The 22686-nt window shown below is 70.6% G+C and carries 16 protein-coding genes; 5 read left to right on the top strand and 11 right to left on the bottom strand.

Features of this window, described 5'->3' with window-relative positions; translation table 11 throughout:
• Positions 1-71: 71 nt before the first annotated feature.
• Positions 72-1415 carry an MFS transporter gene (locus tag GQQ93_RS03980; protein ID WP_246192076.1) on the top strand — a complete coding sequence of 448 codons (1344 nt, stop codon included), beginning with the start codon at positions 72-74 and terminating at the stop codon, positions 1413-1415.
• Between the two features lie 167 nt (positions 1416-1582).
• The gene (locus GQQ93_RS03975; protein ID WP_157422947.1) at positions 1583-4684 is read left to right on the top strand and encodes a M14 family metallopeptidase; all 3102 of its coding nucleotides are present in this window, start codon (positions 1583-1585) and stop codon (positions 4682-4684) included.
• 86 nt (positions 4685-4770) lie between these two features.
• Here GQQ93_RS03975 and GQQ93_RS03970 read toward each other — a convergent pair whose 3' ends face one another.
• From GQQ93_RS03970 to GQQ93_RS03960, 3 genes are all read right to left on the bottom strand, one after another.
• The gene (locus GQQ93_RS03970) at positions 4771-5631 is read right to left on the bottom strand and encodes a 3-hydroxyacyl-CoA dehydrogenase (RefSeq protein ID WP_157422946.1); all 861 of its coding nucleotides are present in this window, start codon (positions 5629-5631) and stop codon (positions 4771-4773) included.
• Between the two features lie 68 nt (positions 5632-5699).
• A complete protein-coding gene (locus GQQ93_RS03965; protein ID WP_157422945.1) occupies positions 5700-6179 on the bottom strand; it encodes a MarR family winged helix-turn-helix transcriptional regulator in 480 nt (159 codons plus the stop codon).
• Between the two features lie 144 nt (positions 6180-6323).
• A complete protein-coding gene (locus GQQ93_RS03960) occupies positions 6324-6836 on the bottom strand; it encodes a methylated-DNA--[protein]-cysteine S-methyltransferase (protein WP_157422944.1) in 513 nt (170 codons plus the stop codon).
• Between the two features lie 124 nt (positions 6837-6960).
• Between GQQ93_RS03960 and GQQ93_RS03955 the strand changes: the two genes are divergently transcribed.
• Together GQQ93_RS03955 and GQQ93_RS03950 are read left to right on the top strand one after the other, a co-directional pair.
• Positions 6961-7275: a DUF1905 domain-containing protein gene (locus tag GQQ93_RS03955; protein WP_246192075.1), complete on the top strand. Its 315-nt coding sequence runs from the start codon at positions 6961-6963 to the stop codon at positions 7273-7275.
• A 91-nt stretch (positions 7276-7366) separates the two neighbouring features.
• Positions 7367-8467, top strand: coding sequence for a hypothetical protein (locus GQQ93_RS03950; protein ID WP_157422943.1), 1101 nt, complete (start codon positions 7367-7369; stop codon positions 8465-8467).
• A gap of 239 nt (positions 8468-8706) precedes the next feature.
• Here GQQ93_RS03950 and GQQ93_RS03945 read toward each other — a convergent pair whose 3' ends face one another.
• From GQQ93_RS03945 to GQQ93_RS03915, 7 genes are all read right to left on the bottom strand, one after another.
• Complete coding sequence (locus tag GQQ93_RS03945; RefSeq protein ID WP_157422942.1) at positions 8707-11868, bottom strand: alpha-mannosidase; 3162 nt, start codon at positions 11866-11868, stop codon at positions 8707-8709.
• 8 nt (positions 11869-11876) lie between these two features.
• A complete protein-coding gene (locus tag GQQ93_RS03940; RefSeq protein ID WP_157422941.1) occupies positions 11877-12713 on the bottom strand; it encodes a carbohydrate ABC transporter permease in 837 nt (278 codons plus the stop codon).
• A complete protein-coding gene (locus GQQ93_RS03935; protein WP_157422940.1) occupies positions 12710-13669 on the bottom strand; it encodes a carbohydrate ABC transporter permease in 960 nt (319 codons plus the stop codon). The genes GQQ93_RS03940 and GQQ93_RS03935 overlap by 4 nt, the downstream gene beginning before the upstream one ends.
• Positions 13670-13673: 4 nt before the next feature.
• Entirely contained in the window at positions 13674-15026 is a 1353-nt protein-coding gene (locus GQQ93_RS03930) for an extracellular solute-binding protein (RefSeq protein WP_157422939.1), read from the bottom strand.
• Positions 15027-15321: 295 nt separating this feature from the next.
• Entirely contained in the window at positions 15322-16524 is a 1203-nt protein-coding gene (locus tag GQQ93_RS03925) for an ROK family protein (protein ID WP_157422938.1), read from the bottom strand.
• A 146-nt stretch (positions 16525-16670) separates the two neighbouring features.
• A complete protein-coding gene (locus GQQ93_RS03920) occupies positions 16671-17036 on the bottom strand; it encodes a hypothetical protein (RefSeq protein WP_157422937.1) in 366 nt (121 codons plus the stop codon).
• Positions 17037-17134: 98 nt separating this feature from the next.
• Positions 17135-17356, bottom strand: coding sequence for a hypothetical protein (locus GQQ93_RS03915; RefSeq protein WP_157422936.1), 222 nt, complete (start codon positions 17354-17356; stop codon positions 17135-17137).
• Between the two features lie 246 nt (positions 17357-17602).
• Between GQQ93_RS03915 and GQQ93_RS03910 the strand changes: the two genes are divergently transcribed.
• Positions 17603-18712 carry an epoxide hydrolase family protein gene (locus GQQ93_RS03910; protein WP_157422935.1) on the top strand — a complete coding sequence of 370 codons (1110 nt, stop codon included), beginning with the start codon at positions 17603-17605 and terminating at the stop codon, positions 18710-18712.
• Between the two features lie 141 nt (positions 18713-18853).
• On the opposite strand, the gene GQQ93_RS03905 is transcribed toward GQQ93_RS03910, so the two are convergent.
• A complete protein-coding gene (locus GQQ93_RS03905; RefSeq protein WP_157422934.1) occupies positions 18854-22414 on the bottom strand; it encodes an alpha-L-fucosidase in 3561 nt (1186 codons plus the stop codon).
• Positions 22415-22686: the final 272 nt, after the last annotated feature.

The following is a 22686-nucleotide window of genomic DNA, read 5'->3' as shown; positions in this document are numbered from 1 at the left end:
ATGAGCGGGTGCCCCACGGGGCATCCGCTCGTCGTGTCTTGCGCCGCGTCGCAGAGGGGGAGAATGGAACGGTGACGCTCCTTCCCCAGCCGGTCCGCCCGTGGCGTTTGTGGCTGGTGTGGGGCGTCAGCGTCGCCGCCTACATCGTCTCGGTGACCAACCGCACCTCGCTCTCAGCGGTCGGCGCCGACGCGGCGGTCAGGTTCGACGCGGATGCCTCGACGCTGTCGATGTTCGCGGTGATCCAGCTGTTCGTGTACGGCGGCATGCAGATTCCCGTGGGCATCCTGCTCGACCGCTTCGGAGCGCGCCCCATCGTCACGGCCGGCATGGCGCTCATGGCGTCGGGCCAGCTCGTGATGGCGCTGTCGACCGACGTCGGCACGGCGATCATCGCTCGCGTGCTGCTCGGCGCCGGCGACGCCGCGATCTTCCCGAGTGTGCTGCGCGTCGTCGCCACCTGGTTCCCGCAGCAGCGCGCACCGCTCATGGTGCAGCTCACGGGCATCCTCGGGCAGACGGGGCAGCTGCTCGCCCTCCTGCCGATGGCGGCGCTCCTGCACGCGACGAGCTGGACGGTCGCGTTCGGCAGCCTCGCCGGGCTCGGCGTGCTCTTCACGATCCTGACGTTCGCGATCGTGCGCAACCACCCGCCGACGAGCGATGCGGATGTCTCGGTGAACACCGAGACCGGGGCGATCGCCGTCGTCCGCTCCTCGGCCGATCTGCGTCAGGGCTTCCGCGAGTCGTGGGGGCACCCGGGCACCCGACTCGCGTTCTGGTCGCACTTCACGACGCCGTTCGCGGGCACCGCGTTCGTGATGCTCTGGGGTTTCCCGTTCCTGACCGCCGGGGAGGGCCTGACCCCGGCGATGGCGTCGCTCGTGCTCAGCGCGTTCGTCGTGTTCGGCATGCTCGTCGGACCGGTGATGGGGGCGCTCTCGAGCCGGCATCCGCTGCGTCGCTCGCGCATGCTCGTGCTGCCGACCATCGCGATCCAGGCGGTCGTGTGGCTCGTGGTCATCTCGTGGCCCGGCCCGGCACCGCTGTGGCTGCTCTTCGCGCTCGCGCTCGCGCTCGCGACGGGCGGGCCGGCGTCGATGATCGCCTTCGATCACGCGCGCACCCACAATCCGAGCCACCGCCTCAGCACCGCCACCGGAATCGTCAACGGCGGCGGATTCATCGCGGGACTCATCGCGATCTTCCTGATCGGCCTCGCGATGGACCTGCAGGGCGCCGGAACCCCCGAGACCTACTCGCTCGAGGCGTTCCGTCTCGCGTTCCTCACGCAGGTGCCGCTCTGGATCGTCGGCGCCGCCTTCATCGTCGTCGAGCGTCGACGCACCCGCGTGCGGATGGGAATCGACGAGCCGCGCCCACGCCGGCGCGGTCGCGACCGCGATCCCGGTTGACTCGTCCGGGCTCCTGCGAGCAATCCTCAAGATGACCTTGACAGGCGCGCGCGGGCAGCGGAATGCTATCCCGTAGGGTCCGCAGAGCGCCTGAGGCGTGACGATCAGACATGACTCAGACGTCACGATCCGACCTCGGCCGAGGGACGGGCCGAAGTAGTCCGCTCATGGCTGGAAATCGCTCCATTCGTACTCGCGTCGCCGTCGTCGTCGCCGCACTCGCACTGGCATTCACGGTGCTGAGTCCCGTCGGCGCCAATGCCGCGGAGGACGACGACGCCCTCGACATGTACACGGCGGAGGTCAGCGGCGACGAAGCCGCCGAGATCGCCGCAGGCGGGTTCGACGTCGCGAACCGCACAGTGACCGAGACCGGGGTGAGCATCGACCTGGTGCTCACCGCCGACGAGGCGAAGGCGCTCAACGCCCGCGGTCTCGACGTCAGGCTCAAGAAGAACAAGAACGGCAAGTCGGCCAAGCAGCTGGCGGACGAACAGGCGGCCGAGGGCTACACGGTCTTCCGGTCGTGGGACGAACCGGGAGGCATCCGCGACGAGCTGTACCAGCTCGCGAAGCGATACCCCCAGGTGGTGAAGCTGCAGGTGATCGGCCACACCTACGAGGGCCGCGAGATCATCGCCATGAAGGTCACCCAGGCGGCGAAGGGCACACCCGACGGCGCACGACCGGCCGTGCTGTACAGCTCGACCCAGCACGCACGCGAATGGATCTCCACCGAGGTCAACCGGCGGCTGATGAACTACTACATCGACGGCTGGAAGAACAACGACAAGGAGATCAAGAACCTCCTCAAGAACAACGAGCTGTGGTTCGTCGTCGTGGCCAACCCCGACGGCTACCAGTACACGTTCGACCACGAGCGGCTGTGGCGCAAGAACCTGCGGGACAACGACGGCGACGGCCAGATCACGCGGGCCGACGGCGTCGACCCCAACCGCAACTATCCCGAGCACTTCGGCTACGACGAGGAGGGGTCGTCTTCGCAGAGCTCGAGCGACACCTACCGCGGCCCGTCGGCCGGGTCCGAGCCCGAGACGCAGGCGATGATGTCGCTGTTCGATCGGGCCGACTTCTCGTTCCAGGTCAACTACCACTCGTTCGGTCAGTGGCTGCTGTACGCCGAGGGCTGGCAGACCGGCACGCCGACCGCGGATGACCCGATCTACTACGCACTCTCGGGCAACCGCGACAACCCGGCCATCGACGACTTCGAACCGGGTCTGTCGTCGGACGTGCTGTACGTGACCAACGGCGAGACGACCGACTACGCCCACTCCCAGCGCGGCACGCTCGCCTGGACGCCCGAGCTCGGCGAAGGCTCCGACGGCGGCGGGTTCGTGTTCCCCGACGACGAGGCGCAGGTGCAGGCCGAGTTCGAGCGCGCGCTGCCGTTCGCGCTCGACGTCGCGAAGTCGGCGGCGAACCCCGCCGAACCGGTGTCGCACCTCGGCCTCGAGACGAAGCCCTTCTACCTCGAGAGCGACGACACGTACAAGGCGGGCCTGCCGCTCGTGAACTTCACGTTCGACTACTCCTACGGCGACCCCCAGGAGGTGCGCGTCACCGCGCGGCGCAACCTGGGCGACGTCACGCTGAAGTACTCGATCAACGGCGACCCCGCGGTGAGCGCCACGACCGAGGAATGGACCGGAGGTGAGCGATACGGCGGCACGACCGGCGTGCACTACCGGGTCATGACCGGGTTCGTGACGGGCACCGAGCCCGGCGACGAGGTCGAGGTCTGGTTCGAGGGCGGCGGCGAGACGAGCGAGTCCTTCACCTACGAGGCCGTCGAGGAGTCGACCGACGACGTGCTGATCCTCGCGTCGGAGGACTACACGGGCGCCTCACCGGTGCAGGCCGGCGGACCGAACTACCTCGCCTACTACGAGGACGCGCTCGACGCGAACGGCACCGGCTACGACGTCTACGACGTCGACGCACGAGGCAGGACCGCACCTGACGCCCTCGGCGTGCTCTCGCACTACGACGCCGTCGTCTGGTACACGGGCGATGACATCATCACCCGAGAACCGGGCTGGGGCGGCGGCAACGCCTCGCGGCTCGCGCTGGACGAGACCCTCGAGGTGCGCGACTTCCTCAACGAGGGCGGGCAGGTTCTCTACACCGGCAAGTACGCGGGCACCCAGTACGCGGCCGCGCAGTTGTACGACCCGACCGCCGCCAACGCGCAGTGCAGCGCCGACCCTGCCGTGGCAGCACGCTGCCGCCCGCTCGGCGGATCGGGCGACGGCATGAACGACACGCTGCAGTACTGGCTGGGCGCCTACCTGGTGATCGACAACGCCGGCACGGCCGAGGACGGCGAGCTGCTCGACGTGCTCGGCGTCGACACCCCGTTGACCGGCCTCGACTGGGGCTTCGGCGGTGCCGACAGCGCGCAGAACCAGGATCACAGCAACTCGTTCATCACGACGAGCGGCATCCTCGATCCGCAGCAGTACCCGCAGTTCGACAGCTGGGTCGCGGGCCGATGGGACCGCGAGGGCGGTCCGTTCGAGCCGCACACGGGCGACGCCTACGCGTACTCGCAGATCGGCGACGTCGCGTACAAGCGGCTGACGCGCACGATCGACGTGCCCGCCGGCGGCGCCGACCTCTCGTTCTGGACCTCGTACGACACCGAGGCCGACTGGGACTACGTCGCCGTCGAGGCGCACACGCCCGGCGAGGACGACTGGACGACGCTGCCCGACCTGGGCGGGAGCACGTCGGACAGCGTCGGCGAGAGCTGCCCTGCCGGGTGGCGCGAGCTGCATCCGCACCTCGATCAGTACCAGACGTACGACGAGGCGGCGGCGAGCTGCGAGCCGACCGGGACCTCGGGAGTCTGGCAGGCCGCGTCGGGCAACTCGGGCGGCTGGCAGCAGTGGTCGGTCGATCTGGGTGCCTTCGCAGGCGGCCAGGTCGAGGTGTCGATCGCGTACATCAACGACTGGTCCACGCAGGGGCTGGGCGTCTTCGTCGACGACATCGAGGTGTCGACCGGCGAGGGCTCGACGTCGTTCGAGGGCGGTGACACCGGCGGATGGGAGGTCGCCGGACCGCCGCCGGGCAGCGCGCCGAACCCGAACGACTTCATCATCACGACGGCCGCCGGGTTCCCCGAGGCGGCGGTCGTGGCGACCCCGGGTTCGCTCATGACCGGGTTCGGCTTCGAGGGCATCGACGATGCCGCCACTCGGGCCGACTGGATGGGCCGAGCGCTGGACCACCTGCTCGACTGAACGTCGTTCCGGCGGTCGAGTAGCGACGAAGGAGCGTATCGAGACCTCGCGTTCGGTCTCGATACGCTCCGCTGCGGCCGGGCGGCTCAGGCGCCGTAGCGGTAGAAGCCCTCGCCGGTGGCGACGCCGAGCTTGCCCTGGTCGATGTAGCGCTCCTTGATGAGCGCGGCGAACTCCTGCTGCTTCGGCCCGCCCATCTTCGAGATGTTGTACGCGGTCGTCAGCCCGACGATGTCGTAGATCTGGAAGGGGCCCATCGGCGCACCGGTGCCGATGCGCCAGGTCGCGTCGATCGCCTCGGGCTCGGCGATGCCGTCGACGAGCAGCTGGCCGGCCGCCGAGAGGAACGGCACGAGCAGCGAGTTGAGCACGTAACCCGGCTGCTCCTTCTTGATCTCGATCGGCACCATGCCGATGGTCTCGGCGAACTCGACGACCGTGGCGTAGACCGCGGGGTCGGTCGCGGGCGTGCCCATGATCTCGGCGGTGTTGTGCGCCCAGATGCGGTTCGCGAAGTGCAGGGCGAGGAACCGGTCGGGCCGACCGGTCGCATCGGCGATCGCGCTCGGCAGCAGGGTCGAGGAGTTGGTGGCGAAGATCGTGCGCTCGGGCGCGACGGCGGCGAGCTTCTCGTAGGTGTCGCGCTTGATCTCGATGCTCTCGGGAACGGCCTCGATGACGAGGTCGGCGTTCGCGACGGCCGCGGCGAGGTCGGCCGAATAGCTCACGCGCGCCAGGGCGGCCTGCGCACCGCCGTCGGCTGCGCCCGTGACGCCCTCCTCGACGTAGGTGGCGGCGAGCTTCTCGAAGCGCTGCCTCGCCGCGGCGAGCGCGGTCTCGTCGAGGTCGTACGCGACGACCTCGAGTCCGCTGAACGCGGTCTGGTACGCGATCTGCGAGCCGAGCACTCCGGTTCCGAGCACGGTCACGTGCTGCACTGCGGTCATGATGTTTCCTTCTTCCTGTCGTGCCCTCGTGGGGCTCTGGTCGATGCCCTCGTGGGGCCTCGCGCGCGTCAGTCGTCGGCCGGCGCGTTCGTCTCGGGATGCCTCGGCCGATCGCCGTCGCTCGCCGCGTCGTTGAAGCGGGTGAGGTCGGTCGCGAATCGCGCGACCTCGTCGTCGCGCCAGTCGCCGAGGTGCCGGTCGACCACCGTCTGCAGGAGGTCGATCGCCTCGCGGTACGCGGCCCAGCCCGTCTCGGTGAGTTCGAGCGGGCGGCCTCGACCCGAGGCATCCGTGATCTCACGCACGACGCCGAGCCGGGTGAGCCCCGCGAGCTGGCGCGACACGGTCGAACGGTTGAGGCGGAACGCCTCGGCGATGTCGACCGAGCGGCATTCGGGGTGGTCGACGATGTACCCGAGGATCGACTGGTCGGTCATGCTCAGGCTGAGCGGCGCGGTGCGCGCGTCGGCGACACCGCGTCGGGTGATGACGATGAGCTCGCGCAGGATCGCTGCGGCGTGCTCGTCGCGGGGTGTGCGTCTCGCCATGCCCGACTCCTTCTGTTGTCATATGCAACGCTACGCCTGGGCGTTGCATTCCGCAACAGAAGAAGTCGGACGCGGTGTCGAGGAGGCTGCGCCCCCTACTGCTGCGACCAGACGCCGAGCTCGTTGCCGCTCGGGTCGGTGAATCTAGAACAGGCGAGCCTGCGCGACGACCGCGGCGCCCTCGAGTTCGAGCAGGAACCGCTTGCGCTCGAGGCCGCCCGCGTAGCCGGTGAGCGAACCGTCGGCCCCCACGACGCGGTGGCACGGCACGATGATGCTGAGCGGATTGCGGCCGACGGCGTTGCCCACCCGTCGCGCCAGGTTGCGGTCGCCGAGGCGCACCGCGAGCTCGCCGTACGTCACCGTCGTGCCGAGCGGGATCTCGCGCAGCATGCCCCAGACGAGGTGCTGGAACTCGTCGCCGTCGGCCGCGGTCGGCAGCTCGAATCCGGTCCGTGCACCGGCGAGGTACTCGTCGAGTTCGACGCCGAGCCGCGTGATGAGGGCGTCATCGCGGGCCGAGACCTCGACGCCGATCGTGCCGGCGGCCGGCGGGTGCCAGTGCCCAGGGAAGTAGATGCCGAGGAGTGCCTCGCCCTCTGCGACCACGAGCAGCTCGCCGAGCGGCGTCGACAGGGTGGCGTGGCGGCGGGACATGACTCCATCCTGCCCGCGACGCGCGGGCAGCGGGCGCGAATCGGCAGCGGGAATCGGACGTCGTCACCGTGCTGGTGCTGTCGCGACTCCGAGCCGTGACGGTGGCGCGATCTAGGATGACCGCATGCGTGATCCTCGCCCGGCCTCCGGCATGCGCGTCGACTTCACCGCCGTGATCTACGAGTGGTCGGCCAGGCGCAACTGGTTCTTCGTCGACGTGCCGCCCGAGCCGAGCGCCGACATCTCCGATCGCCCTCGGATGCCTCGGGGCTTCGACTCGGTGCGCGTCACCGCCACGGTCGGCGCAACGACGTGGAGCACTTCGATCTTCCCCGGAGGGGGCACCTACGCGCTCCCGCTGAAGCGGGCGGTGCTGCAGGCCGAGGGCATCGGCGAGGGCGACGAGATCGAGATCGCGCTCGTCGTGCACGACGGCTGAGCGGCCGAGGCGGCCGATCGCGGGGCGCCGTTCCGCGTCAGCGCGGGTAACACGAGTCCGCGGTGCAGCGGTGTCGATCTACGATTGCGGGATGCCCGAACTCCCCCGCGTCGCCGGCGCGCACCTCGTCGGATCGATCAACCAGCCGAGCGCGGAGGCGACGTTCCGTGTCGTCGCCGAGGAACTCGGCGACGACCTCGCCCGTATTCCCGACGGCGAGGTCGGCGAGCGGTTCCACTGGATCCTCTTCCAGGGTGCGGCCTTCGACGCGGTCGACGGCCTCAGCCGGGTGCCGATCGACCCGATCGTCGTCGCCGGGTTCGACCTGCGCCCGACGGTGCTCGACGGCACGGTCGAGGCCGCAGCCCTCGCGTTCGGTCCGCTCGGCTACGCCGACGCCGCGGCCGCGAGCTATGCCGACTTCGTGCGCCTGCGCGAGGAGGGCGTCATCGCCGACGGCACCCGCTTCCAGGTGTGTCTGCCCTCGCCGCTCGCGCCGATCACCACCTTCGTCGCGCCGGCCCATCGGGCCGCCGTGTATCCGGCGTACGCCGCCGCCCTCGCCGCCGAGCTCGACCGCATCGCGGAGCTCGTGCCGGCCGACGACCTCGCCGTGCAGATCGACCTCGCGACCGAGTTCGCCTACCTCGAGGGCGTGAGCCTCGGCGGCGGACCGCTCGAGGCGTTCTTCGCCGACGGCGGCGCGGATGCCCCGGCGCTCGTCACGGCGATCGCCTCGCTCGCCGCGGAGCTCGCCGACCGGGTGCCCGGGGCCGCGCAGCTCGGATTCCACCTCTGCTACGGCGACGTCGCCGAGAAGCACTTCGTCGAGCCGACCGACGCCGGCCGGCTCGTCGCCGTCGCGAATGCGCTGGCCGCGCAGGTCGAGCGCCCCATCGACTGGGTGCACCTCCCCGTGCCGATCGAGCGTACCGACGCCGAATACTACGCCCCGCTCGCCGAGTGGGCGCTGCCCGCCGCGACGACCCCCTACCTCGGGCTCGTGCACCACGAGGACGGGGTCGACGGCGCACTCGCCCGCATCGCCCCGGCCCAAGAGGCCTTCGCCCGGGCGGGCGTCGCCTCGTTCGGTGTCGGCACCGAGTGCGGCTTCGGACGCGGCCCGGCCGAGCGCACCGCGGGCCTGCTCGCCCTGCACCACGAGGTGATTGCCGCCGCGACGCGCCCGTAGCGCGGCGACCGACCGCTCGCGGCACCCACTGCGCTGAAGCATTACGTCACTGATACGACTGGGGTATCAGCGCGCTCTCCCCCACCGATACCACTGGCGTATCAGTGACGTAGTCGCGCGAACAGCGGCTGCCTTCGTGCGATTCCGAGTATCGATCGGCCCGAGGCCGCGCCCGGATGCCCGCCTCCCGCGGGCTCTGACAGCGTCACCCGATCGCCTCGGAGGAGTGCTGCGGGCGCCTACTCGACCTCCGCGATCGAGGGGCTGAGGCGCAGCGTCACGATCTGGAACGGGCGGAGCTCGAACTCCCACGCGTTCGGACCGGCACCGGCGAGCGCGACGCCCACCCCGCCTCCGGTCGGGTCGGCCGCGTCGAACGGGCGCTCGAGCAGGTCGGTCGCCACCGCGTCGGCCGCGAAGGATGCCTCGAGCCGCGCGTGTGCGCGAGCGCCGTGCGGCTCGTAGAGGCGAACGATGACGTCGCCCGAGGCATCCTCGGCGAGCTTGACCGCTTCGACGACCGCGCCGGTCAGGCCGACGAGCGGCTCGATCGCCGAGGCATCCACGCCGCCGATCTCGCGCAGCGGCAGGTTCATGCGGTAGCCCTCGGCGACTGCGTCGGGGATTCCGGCTCCCGGCAGGATCGAGACGCGCAGGCGGTGCTCGCCCTGGTCGGCCTCGGGATCGGGGTAGCGCGGGGCCCGCAGCAGCGAGAGCCGCGCCGTCGTCACGGTGGCGCCCGGGCGCGCGTCATCGGCCTCGCGGCGGAGGTCGTGCCCGTAGGTCGAGTCGTTCGCGATCGCGACGCCGTAGCCGGGCTCGCCGACGTGCACCCAGCGGTGGGCGACCGTCTCGAAGCGGGCGGCGTCCCACGAGGTGTTCGCGTGAGTGGGCCGGTGGATGTGCCCGAACTGGATCTCGCTCGTCGCCCGTTCGGCGTGCACGTCGAGCGGGAAGGCGAGCTTCACGAGCTTCTGCCGCTCGTGCCAGTCGATCTCGAACTCGAGCTCGAGAGCGCGCGCGTCGGCCCCCAGCGACACGGTCTCGACGATGCGGGATGCCCCGAAGCGGCGCGTGATGCGCACCGCGACACCGCTGTCCGCGGTCGCCGGCGACCCGCCCGCGGGCAGGACCTCGATCGATTCGACCTCGCGCAGTTCGACGACGTTGCGGGCGTAGTGGGCGTCGATGTCCCAGGCATCCCACTGGTTGGGGGTGTCGCGGAAGAGCTGGAGCAGATTGCCGGCACGGCCCGGCGCGATCGCCTCGCGACCCGAAGCGTGGTCGCGAAGCGAAATGAGGAGCCCGTCGGCGTCGAGGACGGCCGCGAGATGGGCGTTCGACAAGATGTGATGACCCTCGGCGGTCGAGTAGCGAGCGCCAGCGAGCGTATCGAGAGCCTCAGCGCTCGCCTCGCGGTTTCGAGATGCTTCGCTACTCGACCGACGGGGAGGTGCAGACGCCCCGCCCAGCCCCGGCACGCCCGAGACCTCGTACGGCCCGGCGTTCAGGCGGAGCATCCGATCGCCCTGCCCGGCGAGCGCGCGCACCGAGCGCTCGATGATCTCGTCGAGCACCTCGGCGACCTCGGCGTAGCGGCGCTCGGCCTCGCGATGCACCCACGCGATCGACGACCCCGGCAGGATGTCGTGGAACTGCTGCAGCAGCACCGTCTGCCAGGCCTCGTCGAGCTCGGCGCGCGGGTACTCCGACACGCCGCGCACCGCGGCCGTCGTCGCCCACAGCTCGGCCTCGCGCAGCAGGTGCTCGCAGCGCCGGTTGCCGCGCTTCGTGCGGGCCTGCGAGGTGTACGTGCCGCGATGGAACTCGAGGTAGAGCTCGCCCGCCCACACCGGCGGCGCCGGGTACTCGGCCTCCGCCGTCTCGAAGAACTCGCGCGGCGACGAGAGCCGCACCTGCGGCGACCCCTCGAGCGACGCCGTGCGATGCGCCGAGGCGAGCATCTCGCGGGTGGGTCCGCCGCCGCCGTCGCCGTAGCCGAACGGCACGAGCGAGGTGTTCGCGACACCCTTCTCGGCGTACTGGCGTTCGGCACGGGCGAGCTCCTCCCCCGTGAGCTCGGCGTTGTACGTGTCGACCGGCGGGAAGTGCGTGAACACCTCGGTGCCGTCGAGGCCCTGCCAACGGAAGGTGTGGTGGGGGAATCGGTTCGTCTCGTTCCACGAGATCTTCTGCGTGAGGAACCACCGCGACCCCACCGCGCGCACGATCTGCGGCAGCGCCGCCGAGTAGCCGAAGGAGTCGGGCAGCCAGACCTCGAGCGGTTCGACGCCGAGCTCATCCATGAAGAAGCGCTTGCCCGCGACGAACTGGCGCGCGAGCGCCTCGCCGCCAGGCAGGTTCGTGTCGGACTCGACCCACATGCCGCCGACCGGCACGAAGGAGCCCTCGCGCACGCGCGCCCGCACGCGCTCGAAGAGCTCTGGGTAGTCGCGCTGCAGCCACGCGTACTGCTGCGCCGACGAAGCGGCGAACACGAAATCGGGATGCTCGGCGATGAGCGCGTCGACGTTCGAGAAGGTGCGGGCGACCTTGCGCACCGTCTCGCGCACGGGCCACAGCCAGGCGCTGTCGATGTGCGCGTGGCCGACGGCGTGCACGCGGTGCGAACTCGCCCAGGCGGGCGCCGCGAGCACAGGGGCGAGGATGCCACGGCCCTCCGCCGCGGTGCCGGCGACGTCGTCGGGGTCCATCGCGTCGACCATGCGCTCGAGGGCGCGCAGGATCTGCGCGCGGCGAGTCGAGTCGGCGGGCAGCTGCGCGGCGAGCTGGCGGAGCACGCGGACATCGTGCAGGAGCTCGTCGACGGCCACGTCGCGGAGCGCGAGCTCGACGGCGCCGAGCACGTAGAGCGGTTCGTCGCCCGCGGTCTCCCACTCGCCTCGGAGCGTGGGCGCGAAGGTCCAGTCCTGCATCACGTCGGGGTTCGACGCGGCCTCGAGGTACACGACCGCCTGCCCGTCGGCGGCACCGATCAGCACGAGCGGCACCGCCCGGTTGCGCGGCTCGACGGCCTTGACGATCGTGCCGTCGGGCCGCCACACGAGCGCCTCGGCCTGGAACCCCGGCGTCACCGACGAGAAGCCGAGATCGACGACGAGCTCGGGGCGCCCGCCGTCGATCGAGACCACGCCTTGCAGTTCCGCCACCGGCGGCAACGTCACCCTGAACCACGTCGTGCCCCACGCCCGCCCCCACGGCGTGCCCGCCGACACCGGCTCGAAGCGCTGCGCCACGGCCTCGGCGAACGGCACGGGTTCTCCCGGCGCCTCCCACCGTTCGAGCGTCGCGGGCACCCGCTCGCGGTAGCGCGCGGGCTCGAGCCGTTCGCGCACGAAGCGCGCGATGCGCGTCTCGACCAGCGCGGCGTCGTCGTGCATGGGGGCTCCTATCCCTTGACCGCGCCCTGCAGCGCGAATGATCCGCCGATGCCGCGCGAGACGAGCACATACAGCGCGATGACCGGCAACGAGTAGAGCAGTGAGAAGGCGGCGAGCTCGCCGTAGGCGACGGTGCCGTACTGCCCGAAGAAGCTGTAGATGCTGACGGCGGCCGGCTGCTTCGCCGGGCTCAGCAGCAGGATGAACGGCACGAAGAAGTTTCCCCAGGCCTGGATGAACACGAAGATGAACACCACCGCGATGCCGGGCCGCATGAGCGGCACGACGATGCGCCGCAGGGTGCCCATCGCCGACGCCCCGTCGACCCAGGCGGCCTCCTCGAGCGACACGGGTACCGAGTCCATGAAGTTCTTCATCATCCAGATCGCCATCGGCAGGCTCGTCGCCGCCATGAAGAACGTCACCGCGGCGAGGTTGTCGAGGTAGCCGAGCCGCACGAACAGGCTGTACACGGGCACCATGATCGCGGTGATCGGCAAGCAGGTTCCGAAGAGGATCGCGTAGAGGTACGGCGTGTTGAACCGCGACCGGTACCGCGACAGCGGGTACGCGGCGAGCACGGCGACGACGACGGTGATGACGGCCGAACCGGTCGAGAGCAGCATCGAGTTCCACAGCGGCAGCAGCGTGCCCTCGGGGGTGAGCACGGCGGCGTAGTGGTCGAGCGTGAAGCCCTCGGGCAGTTCGGTGCGCTGGCTCGGGTTCGTGTCGATCGAGGCGAGCACGAGCCACGCGAGCGGCACGACGAAGCAGACGCCGATGAGGGCGAGCGCCAGGTTTCGAGCAGTGGATGCCACGGCACGGCGCGGCGACGCGAGGCTCATGAGCGGCGCTCCGGGCGGAGCATCCTGATGTACGCGATCGAGAAGACCGCGCCGACGACGATCATGACGACCGCGATGGCCGAGCCGTACCCGATCTGCTGGAACTTGAACGCCTCCTGGTAGGCGAATACCGGCAGCGTCGAGCTGGCCATGCCCGGTCCGCCCTTCGTCATCACCCAGATGAGGGTGAACACGGCGAGGGTCTGCAGGGTGATGAGCATGAGGTTCGTGGCGATCGAGGGGCGGATCATCGGGATCGTCACCCACCAGAGGCGCTTCGCGCCGCTCGCGCCGTCGACGATCGCGGCCTCGGTGATCTCGGGCGGCACGTCGTTCAAGGCGGCCTCGTAGACGAGCATCGAGAACGCGGTGCCGCGCCACACGTTCGCGAGGATCACGGCGAGCATCGGGAAGTCGTAGAGCCAGTTCGCCCCGTCGATGCCGATCGCGCCGAGCAGCTGGTTGAGCGTGCCGTCGTCGGCGAAATAGGCGTAGGCGGCGAACGCCGCGACGATCTCGGGCAGCACCCACGCGGCGACGACCGTGGTGCCGACGATCCCCCGCACGGTGCGGTTCGCCTTCGCCATGAGCAGCGCGAGCCCGAGTCCGACGAGGTTCTGCCCGATCACGGCCGAGCCGAGCACGAAGACGACCGTGAGCACGAGCGAGACGGGGAAGTCGCGGTCGGTGACGAGCTCGACGTAGTTGTCGAGCCCGACCCACTGCGGTTCGCGTGCCGAGCGCCCGGTGAGCGCCGTGTCGGTGAACGAGATGACGACGGCCCAGATCACCGGACCCGCCATGAAGAGCGCGAGCAGCAGGATCGACGGAACGATCGGCAGCAGCCGGAAGAACGCCCGTCGCCCCGCCCGAGGGGGTTGCCGGCCGGCGCGGAAGTTCGGGTCGTCCCGCGTCGGCCGGCCGCCTTCGATCGTGGGCGACGAGACCGCGACCATGCTCCTAGCCGGTCACGTTCTCTTCGCCGACGATCCCGACCACCGCCTCGTCATAGGCGGCGGCCGCCTCCTCCGGCGTCATCTGCCCCGTCATGACGGCCTCGGTGGCCGCCTGGATCTCAGCCGAGATCTCGGGGTAGTCGGCAGTGGCCGGCCGGAAGTGGGTGTAGCTCACGAGATCGGTGAAGAAGCCGATGAAGGGGTTCGCCTCGAGGTACGAGGGATCCTCCGCGACATCCGTTCGCACCGCGATCTGCGAGTTCGCGATGTTGTACTGCAGCGAGTTCTCCTGGTTCAGCGCCATCGCGAGGAAGTCGAACGCGGCGTCGGGGTTGCCGCTGTTCGCGCCGACCGCGAGGGTCCATCCGCCCGAGAGGCTGACGGCGCCGTCGCCCTGGCCCTCCTGCGTCGGGAACGCGGCGACGCCGATGTCGTCGACGTACTCGGGCCAGGCGTACTGGCCGCCCTCCATCCAGAACGACGGCGACCACGAACCCTCGATCGTGCCCGCGATCTGCCCGCCGGGGAACCACTCGCCGAAGAGCTTCTGCCACATCGAACCGTCGAGCGCGACGTCGGGCGCGGGCGCGAGGCCCTCGGAGTAGAGCGTCTCGATGAAGGCGAGCGAGTCGACGAAGCCCTGCGAGCCCGTGACCCACTTCTTCTCGTCGGCGTCGTACAGCTCGTCGTCGGTGCCGTACATCAGCATGCCGAAGCCCTGCATGACCGACCCCTCGCCCGCAGGCTTTCCCGAGTACACGTTGAACGCGACCTTGTCGGGCTGGGCGGCGTGCACCTTGCGGGCCGTCTCGAGGATCTCGTCCCAGCTCTTCGGCTCCCACGGCAGGGCGACGCCGGCCGATTCGAGCACCGACTTCGAGTACCAGATGCCGCGGGTGTCGGTGCCGAGCGGCACCGCGTAGACGCTGCCGTCGTCGGCGCGCCCTGCCTCCTTCGCGCCCTCGTTGAACTTCGACCAGTCGTCCCAGTCGGCGAGGTACTCGTCGAGGTTCAGCAGGTAGCCCGCGTCGACGTCGCTGCGCACCTTGAAGGTGTCTTCGTAGAACACGTCGGGCGCGGTGTCGGGGCTCTGCTGCATGAGCGCGAGCTTCGTGGCGTAGTCGCCCTCGTCGGCGACGATGGGCTCGAGCTCGACGGTGATGCCCGGGTTCGCGTCTTCGAAGGCCGGCTTCACCTTCGTGAAGAGGTCGTCGAGTGCGACGAACGCGTCGGTCTTCTGGTACACGATGCGGATCGTCTGGTCGTCACCGCCGCCCGAGTCGGCGCTGCAACCGATGAGCGCGACGGATGCCGCGGCGATGACCGCGAACGACAGGGTGGCGCGGGTTCGTTGCATGGTGCTCGTGCTCCCTTGCTCGAGTACTGCAGTGCGGATGCTCCGGTTCGGGCGGGCAGACGCGATACGCCCCGGGGAGCAAGCCGGCTCCCCCGAACCGTGCTCCACGGGGCGATCGCAATCCCCACTCCGACATAGTAAATCGAATGGAATTACTCGGCAACCCCCAAGTTCCGTTCGCCGGTTGAGCAGCGCCCGACGGAGGAGGACGCGTATCGAAACCCCCACCCTCGCGCCAGAGGTCTCGATACGCGTCGCCGCTCCGCGTCGGCGCTACTCGACCGACGGGAAGGACCTACCCGAGCAGCAGGCGGTTCGCCGTCGGCGCGAAGGTGCGCTCGAGCACGAGGCTGGCGGCGCCGATCGCCGCGACGTCCTCGCCGACGCCGGTGCCGACGACCTCGAGCTCGCGAAGGGCGATGGTCGCGCTGTACTCCGCGAGACGCGGCGGAACCCGCTCGAGGTACCGCGCCTCGAGGCGCGCCCAGAACGGCCCGCCGAACACGACGCGGTCGACGTCGAGCAGGTTCGTGATCACGGCGACGGCCCGCGCGGTGCGGTCGGCCGCGCGGTCGAGGATGCCTCCGGCCACCGTGTCACCCGCCTCGGCGGCCGTGCACAACCGGGCGAACTGCGCGTCGATCTCGGGCGGCGACTCGAACGGGGCATCCGCTCGCAGCACGCCGAGCCGCTCGGCCTCTTCGACCATCGCCTGCGGCGTGATGGTGACCGCGATGCATCCGCGCTGCCCGCACGCGCAGGGCGGACCGTCGGGGTCGGCGACGATGTGGCCGATCTCGCCGGCGTTGCCGGATACGCCGCGCATGAGCTCGTCGCCGAGGGCGAGCCCCGCGCCGATGCCCGTGCCGAGATAGAGGAAGACGAAGGATCCGGTGCCGCTCGCGCCGCCCACCCAGGTCTCGGCCACGGCCGCGGCGGTCACATCTTTGTCGACGAGCACGGGGAGGCCCGTGGCATCCTCGAGCGCATCGCGGAGCGGGACGCTGTGCCAGCCGCGCAGGTTCGGCGGGTCGACGATCGTGCCGCGCTCCTGGTCGATCGGGCCGGGGGCGGCGAGCCCCAGGCCGACGAGCTTCTCGCGGGCGATGCCCGAGTCGGCGACGAGTCGTTCGACGTGGTCGCGGATGTGCGCCATCACCTGCTCGGGGTTGCTCGCCTCGGGCGTGCGGTCACGAGCGTGGGCGACGACCCGCCCGGTGAGGTCGAGCAGCACGTAGGTCATCACCGCCGGGTCGATGTGCACCCCCGCGGCGTAGAGCCCCGCAGGGTTCAGGCGCAGGATGGTGCGGGGCTTGCCGAGCCCCGCGGCGCTCGTCTTGCCCGCCTCGACGATGAGTTCGTCGTCGAGCAGGCGTCGGGCGATGTTCGACACGGTCTGCGTCGAGAGCCCGGTGATCTCGACGAGCTCGACCCGGCTGCGACCCTCGGGCTCCCGCCGGATGGCGTCGAAGATGACCGAGCGGTTGAAGTCGCCCATGCGCGGGAGGTTGGTTCCGCGACGTGCGGCAGGAGGTGCTGTACCGGCCATCGCCAGCCACCTCCCACCGCCGTCACGCGCGAGTGCGCTTCTCCGTCGAGTTTGTCACATCGATGGAGAAATTGGGATGGTTGTTCTTTCTGCGCCTACTGCTCGCCGATGAGGATGCCGCGCTCGCTGGTCTGCGCGCGCACCGCGGCGACGAACTCCTCGAAGGCCGACTTGCTCTTCGCGTAGCCGATCGCGCCGCCCTTGACCGCGCCGAGGCCGCCCTTCTCGTCGAAGCGCAGCCAGGTGTTGCCGTACTGGTCGACGCCGATCGCGAAGGTGAAGGAGATGTGGAAGCCCTTGCCGGCCATCGCGCCGAGCCAGAGCGTCTTGTGCAGGCTGCCCCGCTCGAGCTTGATGCTGCCCTCCGACGGGGTGGTCGCCGTGTACCCGAGCCCCTCGGCGATCGAGATGACGACGGGCACGGTCAGCTGGTCGTCGCCGGAGAGGATGAGCTGGGTCATGGAGAAGGGTCCTGTTCGGGTCGTCGGGTGTCGCCGGAATCGGCGAGACGACACTACCGCGAGCGGGCGGCCCGTGACCGCACCGCCCGGGTCCGCGCTCAGGCGGCCGGGCGAGGTGCGGCGGCTCCGCTGCGACCGCGCGACGGCGCTCCCCCGCCGGTGCGGTGCAGGATGCCTCGGCGTCCCGCCGCGCGCTCGGCGCGCTCGGCCTCGTCGAGGCGGCGCTCGTGGGCGCGGCGGCGACGCTCGTTCACGATCGCGGCTTCGCGCTCGTCGGCGGTCTGGAGTGTCTGTGCGATGTAGCCGACTGCGAGGTTCATGTCCCGATTCCCTTCGGTGCGGCGGCCTGGTGGCTGCCTGACTTCAGACTCCTCGCTGAGGTGGGGCGGGCAGATCGGGCGAGTGCCCTATTTCGCCGGCGCCGAGTACCTCAGATCGCCTGCCCGGGTACCTCAGACCGCCGGCCCGGGTACCTCAGATCTCCGGGCGGGGAGCCTCAGGCCGCCGGGCGGGCCCGGTCGCGTTCACCGGTATTCGTGTCGGCGGCACCCAGTACCGTCGGGCGCATGAGTGACCTCGAGCGGTTCGAACTGCATGTCTCCGACGCCGTCCTCGACGATCTTCGCGATCGCCTGGGTCGCACGCGCCTGCTCGACGATTCGCCCCGCGTGCCGCCCTCTGGCATGAACGCGGCGTACCTGCGCGAGCTCGTCGAGTCGTGGCAGGCCTGGGACTGGCGGGCCCGCGAGGCGTGGCTCAACTCGCACCCGCAGTTCATCGCTCCGATCGACGGCGCCCAGGTGCACTTCGCCCACCTGCGGTCGGCGCAGCCCGACGCCCCGGCCCTGCTCGTGATGCACGGCTGGCCGCACACCTTCGCGCTGCAGCTCGACTTCGCCGACCGGCTGGCCGAGTTCGACGTGGTCGTCGCGAGCCTGCCGGGCTTCGCCTTCTCGTCGCCGTACGCCGAGGGCCAGCTCTCAGAACCGCGGCTGGCAGCCACGTTGCACGCGCTCATGACCGAGGTGCTCGGCTACGAGCGCTACTTCACCTACGGCGAGGACGTCTCGGCCAACGTGAGCGACCTCATCGCCGCGAGCTATCCCGAGCACGTCGCCGGCATCGTCGCGACGCACGCGCACTTCCCGACCTCCGACGAGCGCGCCGCCCTCACCGATCCGGGCGAGCTCGAGTTCTTCGCCTCGCTCGCCGAGCGCGAATGGCCCGAGGGCGCGTACGGCCACGTGCAGAATACCCGGCCCGACGTGCTCGCGGCCGCGCTCAACGACTCCCCCGTCGGTCTCCTCGCCTGGATCGCCGAGAAGCTCGTGGCGTGGAGCGACACCCCGCCGGGCGACCCGCGTCTCGTCGAGCGCCGCATCTCCCGCGAGCGCATCCTCACCGAGGCGATGATCTACTGGGTCACGCAGTCGATCGCGAGCTCGTTCCGGCCGTACTACGAGGGTGAGGGCGACGGCCCGATCCCGTCGACGGGCGTGCCCGCTGCGGTGTTCATCCAGCGCCACGAGGGCGGCTACCCCGAGTCGCTCGCGCGCCGCCACTACCTCGGCCTGCGGGTCTTCGACCGGCTCGAGGCCGGCGGGCACTTCGCCGCGGCCGAGGCGCCCGACGACCTCGCGGCCCGCGTGCGGTCGTTCGTCGCCGAGCTCGGCTGAGCACACCGGATCCACAGACCCACAGACCCACAGACCCACAGACCCACAGACCCACAGACCCACAGACCCACAGACCCACAGACCCACAGACAAAGGGATGCCCCGGGCCGGAGCCCGGGGCATCCCCATCTCACCTCGCGATCAGTCGGTGCCGCAGCCGTCGCCCGACCCGGCCGCCGCGGCGGGGGTCACGATGAGCCGGGTGCTCGCCGAGGCATCCTCTGCGGTGGCCGTCAGTGTGCGCATGCCGGGCTTGGTGGTCGGCAGCGCGACGGTCGCCGTGCCGGTTCCATCGGTGCCGGCGGTGACGGTGCCGAGCTCGACGGCCAGGCCGTGCTTCGGCGTCTTCGGGGCGAGCGCGAGCTCGACGGTCGCGCCGCGGGCGAACCCGGCGACGGAGACCTCGAGCTCCTCGCCCATGGCGGCCTTGCACACCGTGAGCGTGACCGTCTCGGCGCCGGGCTCGACCGGGTTCGGCAGCTCGACGACCCAGCCCTGCGCGGCGAGCGGGCCGAACACCTCCTCGAGCGTGCGGTCGCCGAAGCTCGGCTCGACTTCGCCGTCGTACACCGACACGGTGATCGGGTCGTCAGCGGTGCCGTAACCCCAGAAGGGCGTCGACGAGTCGGCGCACTCGCTGCCCGACTTCACCTTCACCTGCGCGCCGACCGCGAGCTCGGCGGTGCGGAACTGCTCGAGCGAGGTGAACGGGCGCTCGGCGCTGCCGTCGCCCGCGACGGGCGCCGCGCAGTCGAGGTAGGCCTCGGTGAGCTTGCCCGGGTCGTCGGCCAGCTGCTCGTAGAGGGCGAGCTTCGCGAGCGAGTAGGGCGCCCGCGCCTGGTCGATCGAGACGCGGAACTTCTGCGCCGTGACCGCCTGCGGCAGCGTGACGATGCGGCTCACGCCGATCGTGCCCGCCTTCGCGACCTCGACCCACGCGCCGTCGACCTCGGCGTCGATCGAGAACTTCTCGACGACCTGCCCGTGGTCGAGCACGCCCTCGCCGAGCTCGATGCGCCGCACCGACGCCGGTGCCCCGAGGTCGATCGTCACGTCACCCGGCTCGGCGCTCGCGCTGAGCCACGACGAACGGCTGCTGCCGTCGGTCAGGGCGGCGGATGCCTCGCCGTCGGCGCCGACCGCGACCGGCACGCCGAGCGCGTGGTCGAGCGTGAGCGCCTTGCGCCGCTCGGCCGCGAACCCGTCGAGCGCGGTGACCGAGGCGGGTGCGAAGGTGCCGGTGGTCGTCGGCGGGGTGTTGAGCAGCATGACCGAGTTGCGTCCGGTCGTGCCGAGGTAATGGCCGAGCAGCGCCGACGGCGTCTTCGGCGTATCGGTCGGGTGCGCGAACCAGCCCTGCGTGAGCTTCATGTCGGCCTCGGTCGGCCACCAGTGCAGCGCGTTCGCACCGCTCTGCACGGCCGACTGCAGCATCGCGGCCGAGCCGACCTGCTCGAACGTGCCGCCGCCGACGACGCCGATCTTGCCGCCGTCGCCGGCGTCGCTGATCGGCACGGGCGCCCACTCGTCCTGGCGGGCGGTGCCGCTCTCGTTGCCGACCCAGCGCACGTCGCGTCCGCCGACCGCGACGACCGCGTTCGGCTGCAGCTTCGAGATGAGGTCGTAGAAGGCGGGGTAGTCGTAGAACTCCTGCTTGCCCGTGTTGCCCTGGGCGCCGTCGAACCAGACCTCGTCGACCTCGCCGTACTGGGTGAGCACCTCGTAGAGGGTGTTGAGGAAGAAGGCGCCGTAGTCGGTCGCCGGGTACTCGAAGCTCGGCAGGTCCTCACCGGCACGGTCGTCGCCCTCGACGAGGGTCGGGATCGTGCGCGGCGTCTTGGCGCTGCCGTTGCCGAACACCCCGAACTGCTCCTCGTGCGAGTCGGCGGGCGACATGTAGAGGCCGACCTTCATGCCGTACTTGTGCGCGGCGGTCGTGAAGTCGCGCACGATGTCGCCCTGGCCGTCCTTCCACGGCGTCGAGGCGACGTCGAAGTCGGAGTAGCGCGAGGGGTAGAGCAGGAACCCGTCGTGGTGCTTCAGCGTCAGGATCGCCATGCGGTGGCCGCTGTCGCGCAGCGACTTCACCCACGCGTCGACATCGAGCTCGCCGGTCGGCTGGAACCGCCCGAGGTCCTCGGTGCCGTGGCCCCACTCCTGGTTGTAGAAGGTGTTGATGCCGAAGTGCACGAAGGCGGTGAGCCCGAGCTCCTGCCAGTCGAGCTGGGCCTCGGTGGGCCGCACGAGCGCGGCCTTCGCGAGCACGTTCGCCGGGCAGTCGGCGCTGGTCACCTGGATGTAGTTCGCGGGCGAGATCTCGCCGAGCGGCAGGCACGGCATCGGCTCGTCGAGCTCCTGGTAGCGGAAGGCCGCGTCGTCGAACTCGCCGTTGAGCAGCGCGAAGCGCGTGCGCTCGACGGTGCCCTTGAAGCCGCGGTTGCCGATCGCGGCCACTTCGTTGCCGATCGCGAGGGTCTGCGTCGCCTTGGCGTTGCGGGTCGAGGGCGCAGGTGCGGTGACTTCGGGCAGCTCCTTGCCGTCGAGCCAGGCGATGACCTTCGTCTCGGTGGCGCCGGGCACGTAGGCGAGCGAGAGCACGTGCGCCTGCCCGGCGGCGGGCAGGGCGACCTTGCCCAGGTAGTCGTGCCAGGTGCCGCCGATGTTCGCGCTGAATCCGTACTGCAGCCCGTCGCTGCGGTAGCGCGCGCTCAGGTTGCCGCCGACGGCGGCCACGGTCGCGAGGTCGGCCTGCGCGCCCGAGGCGGTGAACTCGGTCTCGATCACGAAAGCGCGGTCGAGGGATGCCCCGGTGAAGAGCTCCTCGCTCGCCGTGAAGTCGGCGGCCTGGTTCGCGCCGCCGAGCTGCAGGTCGCCGCCGCTCACGCTCGCGGTGCTGCGCAGGGCGACGGCCCCGTCGAGGCGTTCGCCGGCGGCCGGCGTGTACGCCGAGGCATCCACCGAGCCGTCGAACTGCACGTCGAGCAGGGTCGTCGTGATCGGGGCCGGCTGGAACTCGAAGAGCTCGGGGTCGTACGCGGTGACGTCGCCGACGACGCGCACGTGGCCGAGCTCGCCGACGATGCCGCGGCCGGCGCCCGCGGGGTGCACCTCGTTGCCGAAGCCGAAGGCGTTCGTCGAGGCGGCCTGCACGCCGACGCCCGCATCCGCGGCGAGGGTCTGCAGTTCGACACCGTCGAGCCAGGTGTGCAGCTCGGCGCCGTCGTCGGTCGTGACGTACTGCACCGAGAGCTGGTGGGCGACGCCCGCGGCCGGGGCCGGCGCCTCGGCGCGGTGGCTCGACCAGCTCGATCCGTCGTACGAGTCGAATCCGTAGACGAGCTTGCCGCCCTGGGTGCGCACGTAGAGGTTGCCCGCCGCCGAGAGGATCGTCGACATGTCGGACTGCGCGGCGGTCGGCGTGAACTCGACCTCGGCGAGGAAGCCCGACGTCGGCGTCGCGCCGCCGAACGAGAAGTCGGCCGCCTCGAAGCGGATGCCCTCGGTGCCGCCGTGGAGGCGGACTCCCCCGGCCGCGAGCTGCTCTTCACCGCCGGCCAGGCGACGCACGACACCGCGCATCGACTCGCCCTCGGTCGTCGTGTACGCGGTCGTGCCGACGAGGGAGCCGCCGAAGCGGATGTCGAGGTCGTCGCCCTCGGCGGCGCTCGCGATGCCCGCTGGGGCGAGCCCCGTCAGGGTCACGCCGAGTGCGGCGACGAGGGCGAGGACTCGGCGGCGGGATCGTGAAGTTCGTGGTGTTCGTGGTGCGGTCGTGGTACTCGGCTCGGTCATCGTCAACGTCACTCCAGTAGCGGATCACTCGCGGGCGGCGGCACTGCCGCCCTGCCGGGGAGCGTAGTAGTTATCCGATGTTTAAGCAACGATGCGACGTCGCCTTCGCTTCACAGGCTTTATTCCGGCAGCATTCGGCGGAAGTGTCGATGATTGAGATCGGATCTTTACGATCATTCCGG

Origin of the sequence: Agromyces lapidis, assembly GCF_009749405.1 — a bacterium.
In the GTDB taxonomy this organism is placed as follows: Bacteria; Actinomycetota; Actinomycetes; order Actinomycetales; family Microbacteriaceae; genus Agromyces; species Agromyces lapidis.
This window is presented reverse-complemented; position numbering and strand designations above follow the sequence as displayed.

Bases quoted from the DNA above. Each gene is read 5' to 3' on its own strand.
- GQQ93_RS03940 (WP_157422941.1), bottom strand. From the start codon at position 12,713: ATGAGCCTCGCGTCGCCGCGCCGTGCCGTGGCATCCACTGCTCGAAAC.
- GQQ93_RS03945 (WP_157422942.1), bottom strand. From the start codon at position 11,868: ATGCACGACGACGCCGCGCTGGTCGAGACGCGCATCGCGCGCTTCGTG.
- GQQ93_RS03960 (WP_157422944.1), bottom strand. From the start codon at position 6,836: ATGTCCCGCCGCCACGCCACCCTGTCGACGCCGCTCGGCGAGCTGCTC.
- GQQ93_RS03925 (WP_157422938.1), bottom strand. From the start codon at position 16,524: ATGGGCGACTTCAACCGCTCGGTCATCTTCGACGCCATCCGGCGGGAG.
- GQQ93_RS03935 (WP_157422940.1), bottom strand. From the start codon at position 13,669: ATGGTCGCGGTCTCGTCGCCCACGATCGAAGGCGGCCGGCCGACGCGG.
- GQQ93_RS03975 (WP_157422947.1), top strand. From the start codon at position 1,583: ATGGCTGGAAATCGCTCCATTCGTACTCGCGTCGCCGTCGTCGTCGCC.
- GQQ93_RS03915 (WP_157422936.1), bottom strand. From the start codon at position 17,356: ATGAACCTCGCAGTCGGCTACATCGCACAGACACTCCAGACCGCCGAC.
- GQQ93_RS03950 (WP_157422943.1), top strand. From the start codon at position 7,367: ATGCCCGAACTCCCCCGCGTCGCCGGCGCGCACCTCGTCGGATCGATC.
- GQQ93_RS03930 (WP_157422939.1), bottom strand. From the start codon at position 15,026: ATGCAACGAACCCGCGCCACCCTGTCGTTCGCGGTCATCGCCGCGGCA.
- GQQ93_RS03970 (WP_157422946.1), bottom strand. From the start codon at position 5,631: ATGACCGCAGTGCAGCACGTGACCGTGCTCGGAACCGGAGTGCTCGGC.
- GQQ93_RS03955 (WP_246192075.1), top strand. From the start codon at position 6,961: ATGCGTGATCCTCGCCCGGCCTCCGGCATGCGCGTCGACTTCACCGCC.
- GQQ93_RS03920 (WP_157422937.1), bottom strand. From the start codon at position 17,036: ATGACCCAGCTCATCCTCTCCGGCGACGACCAGCTGACCGTGCCCGTC.
- GQQ93_RS03910 (WP_157422935.1), top strand. From the start codon at position 17,603: ATGAGTGACCTCGAGCGGTTCGAACTGCATGTCTCCGACGCCGTCCTC.
- GQQ93_RS03965 (WP_157422945.1), bottom strand. From the start codon at position 6,179: ATGGCGAGACGCACACCCCGCGACGAGCACGCCGCAGCGATCCTGCGC.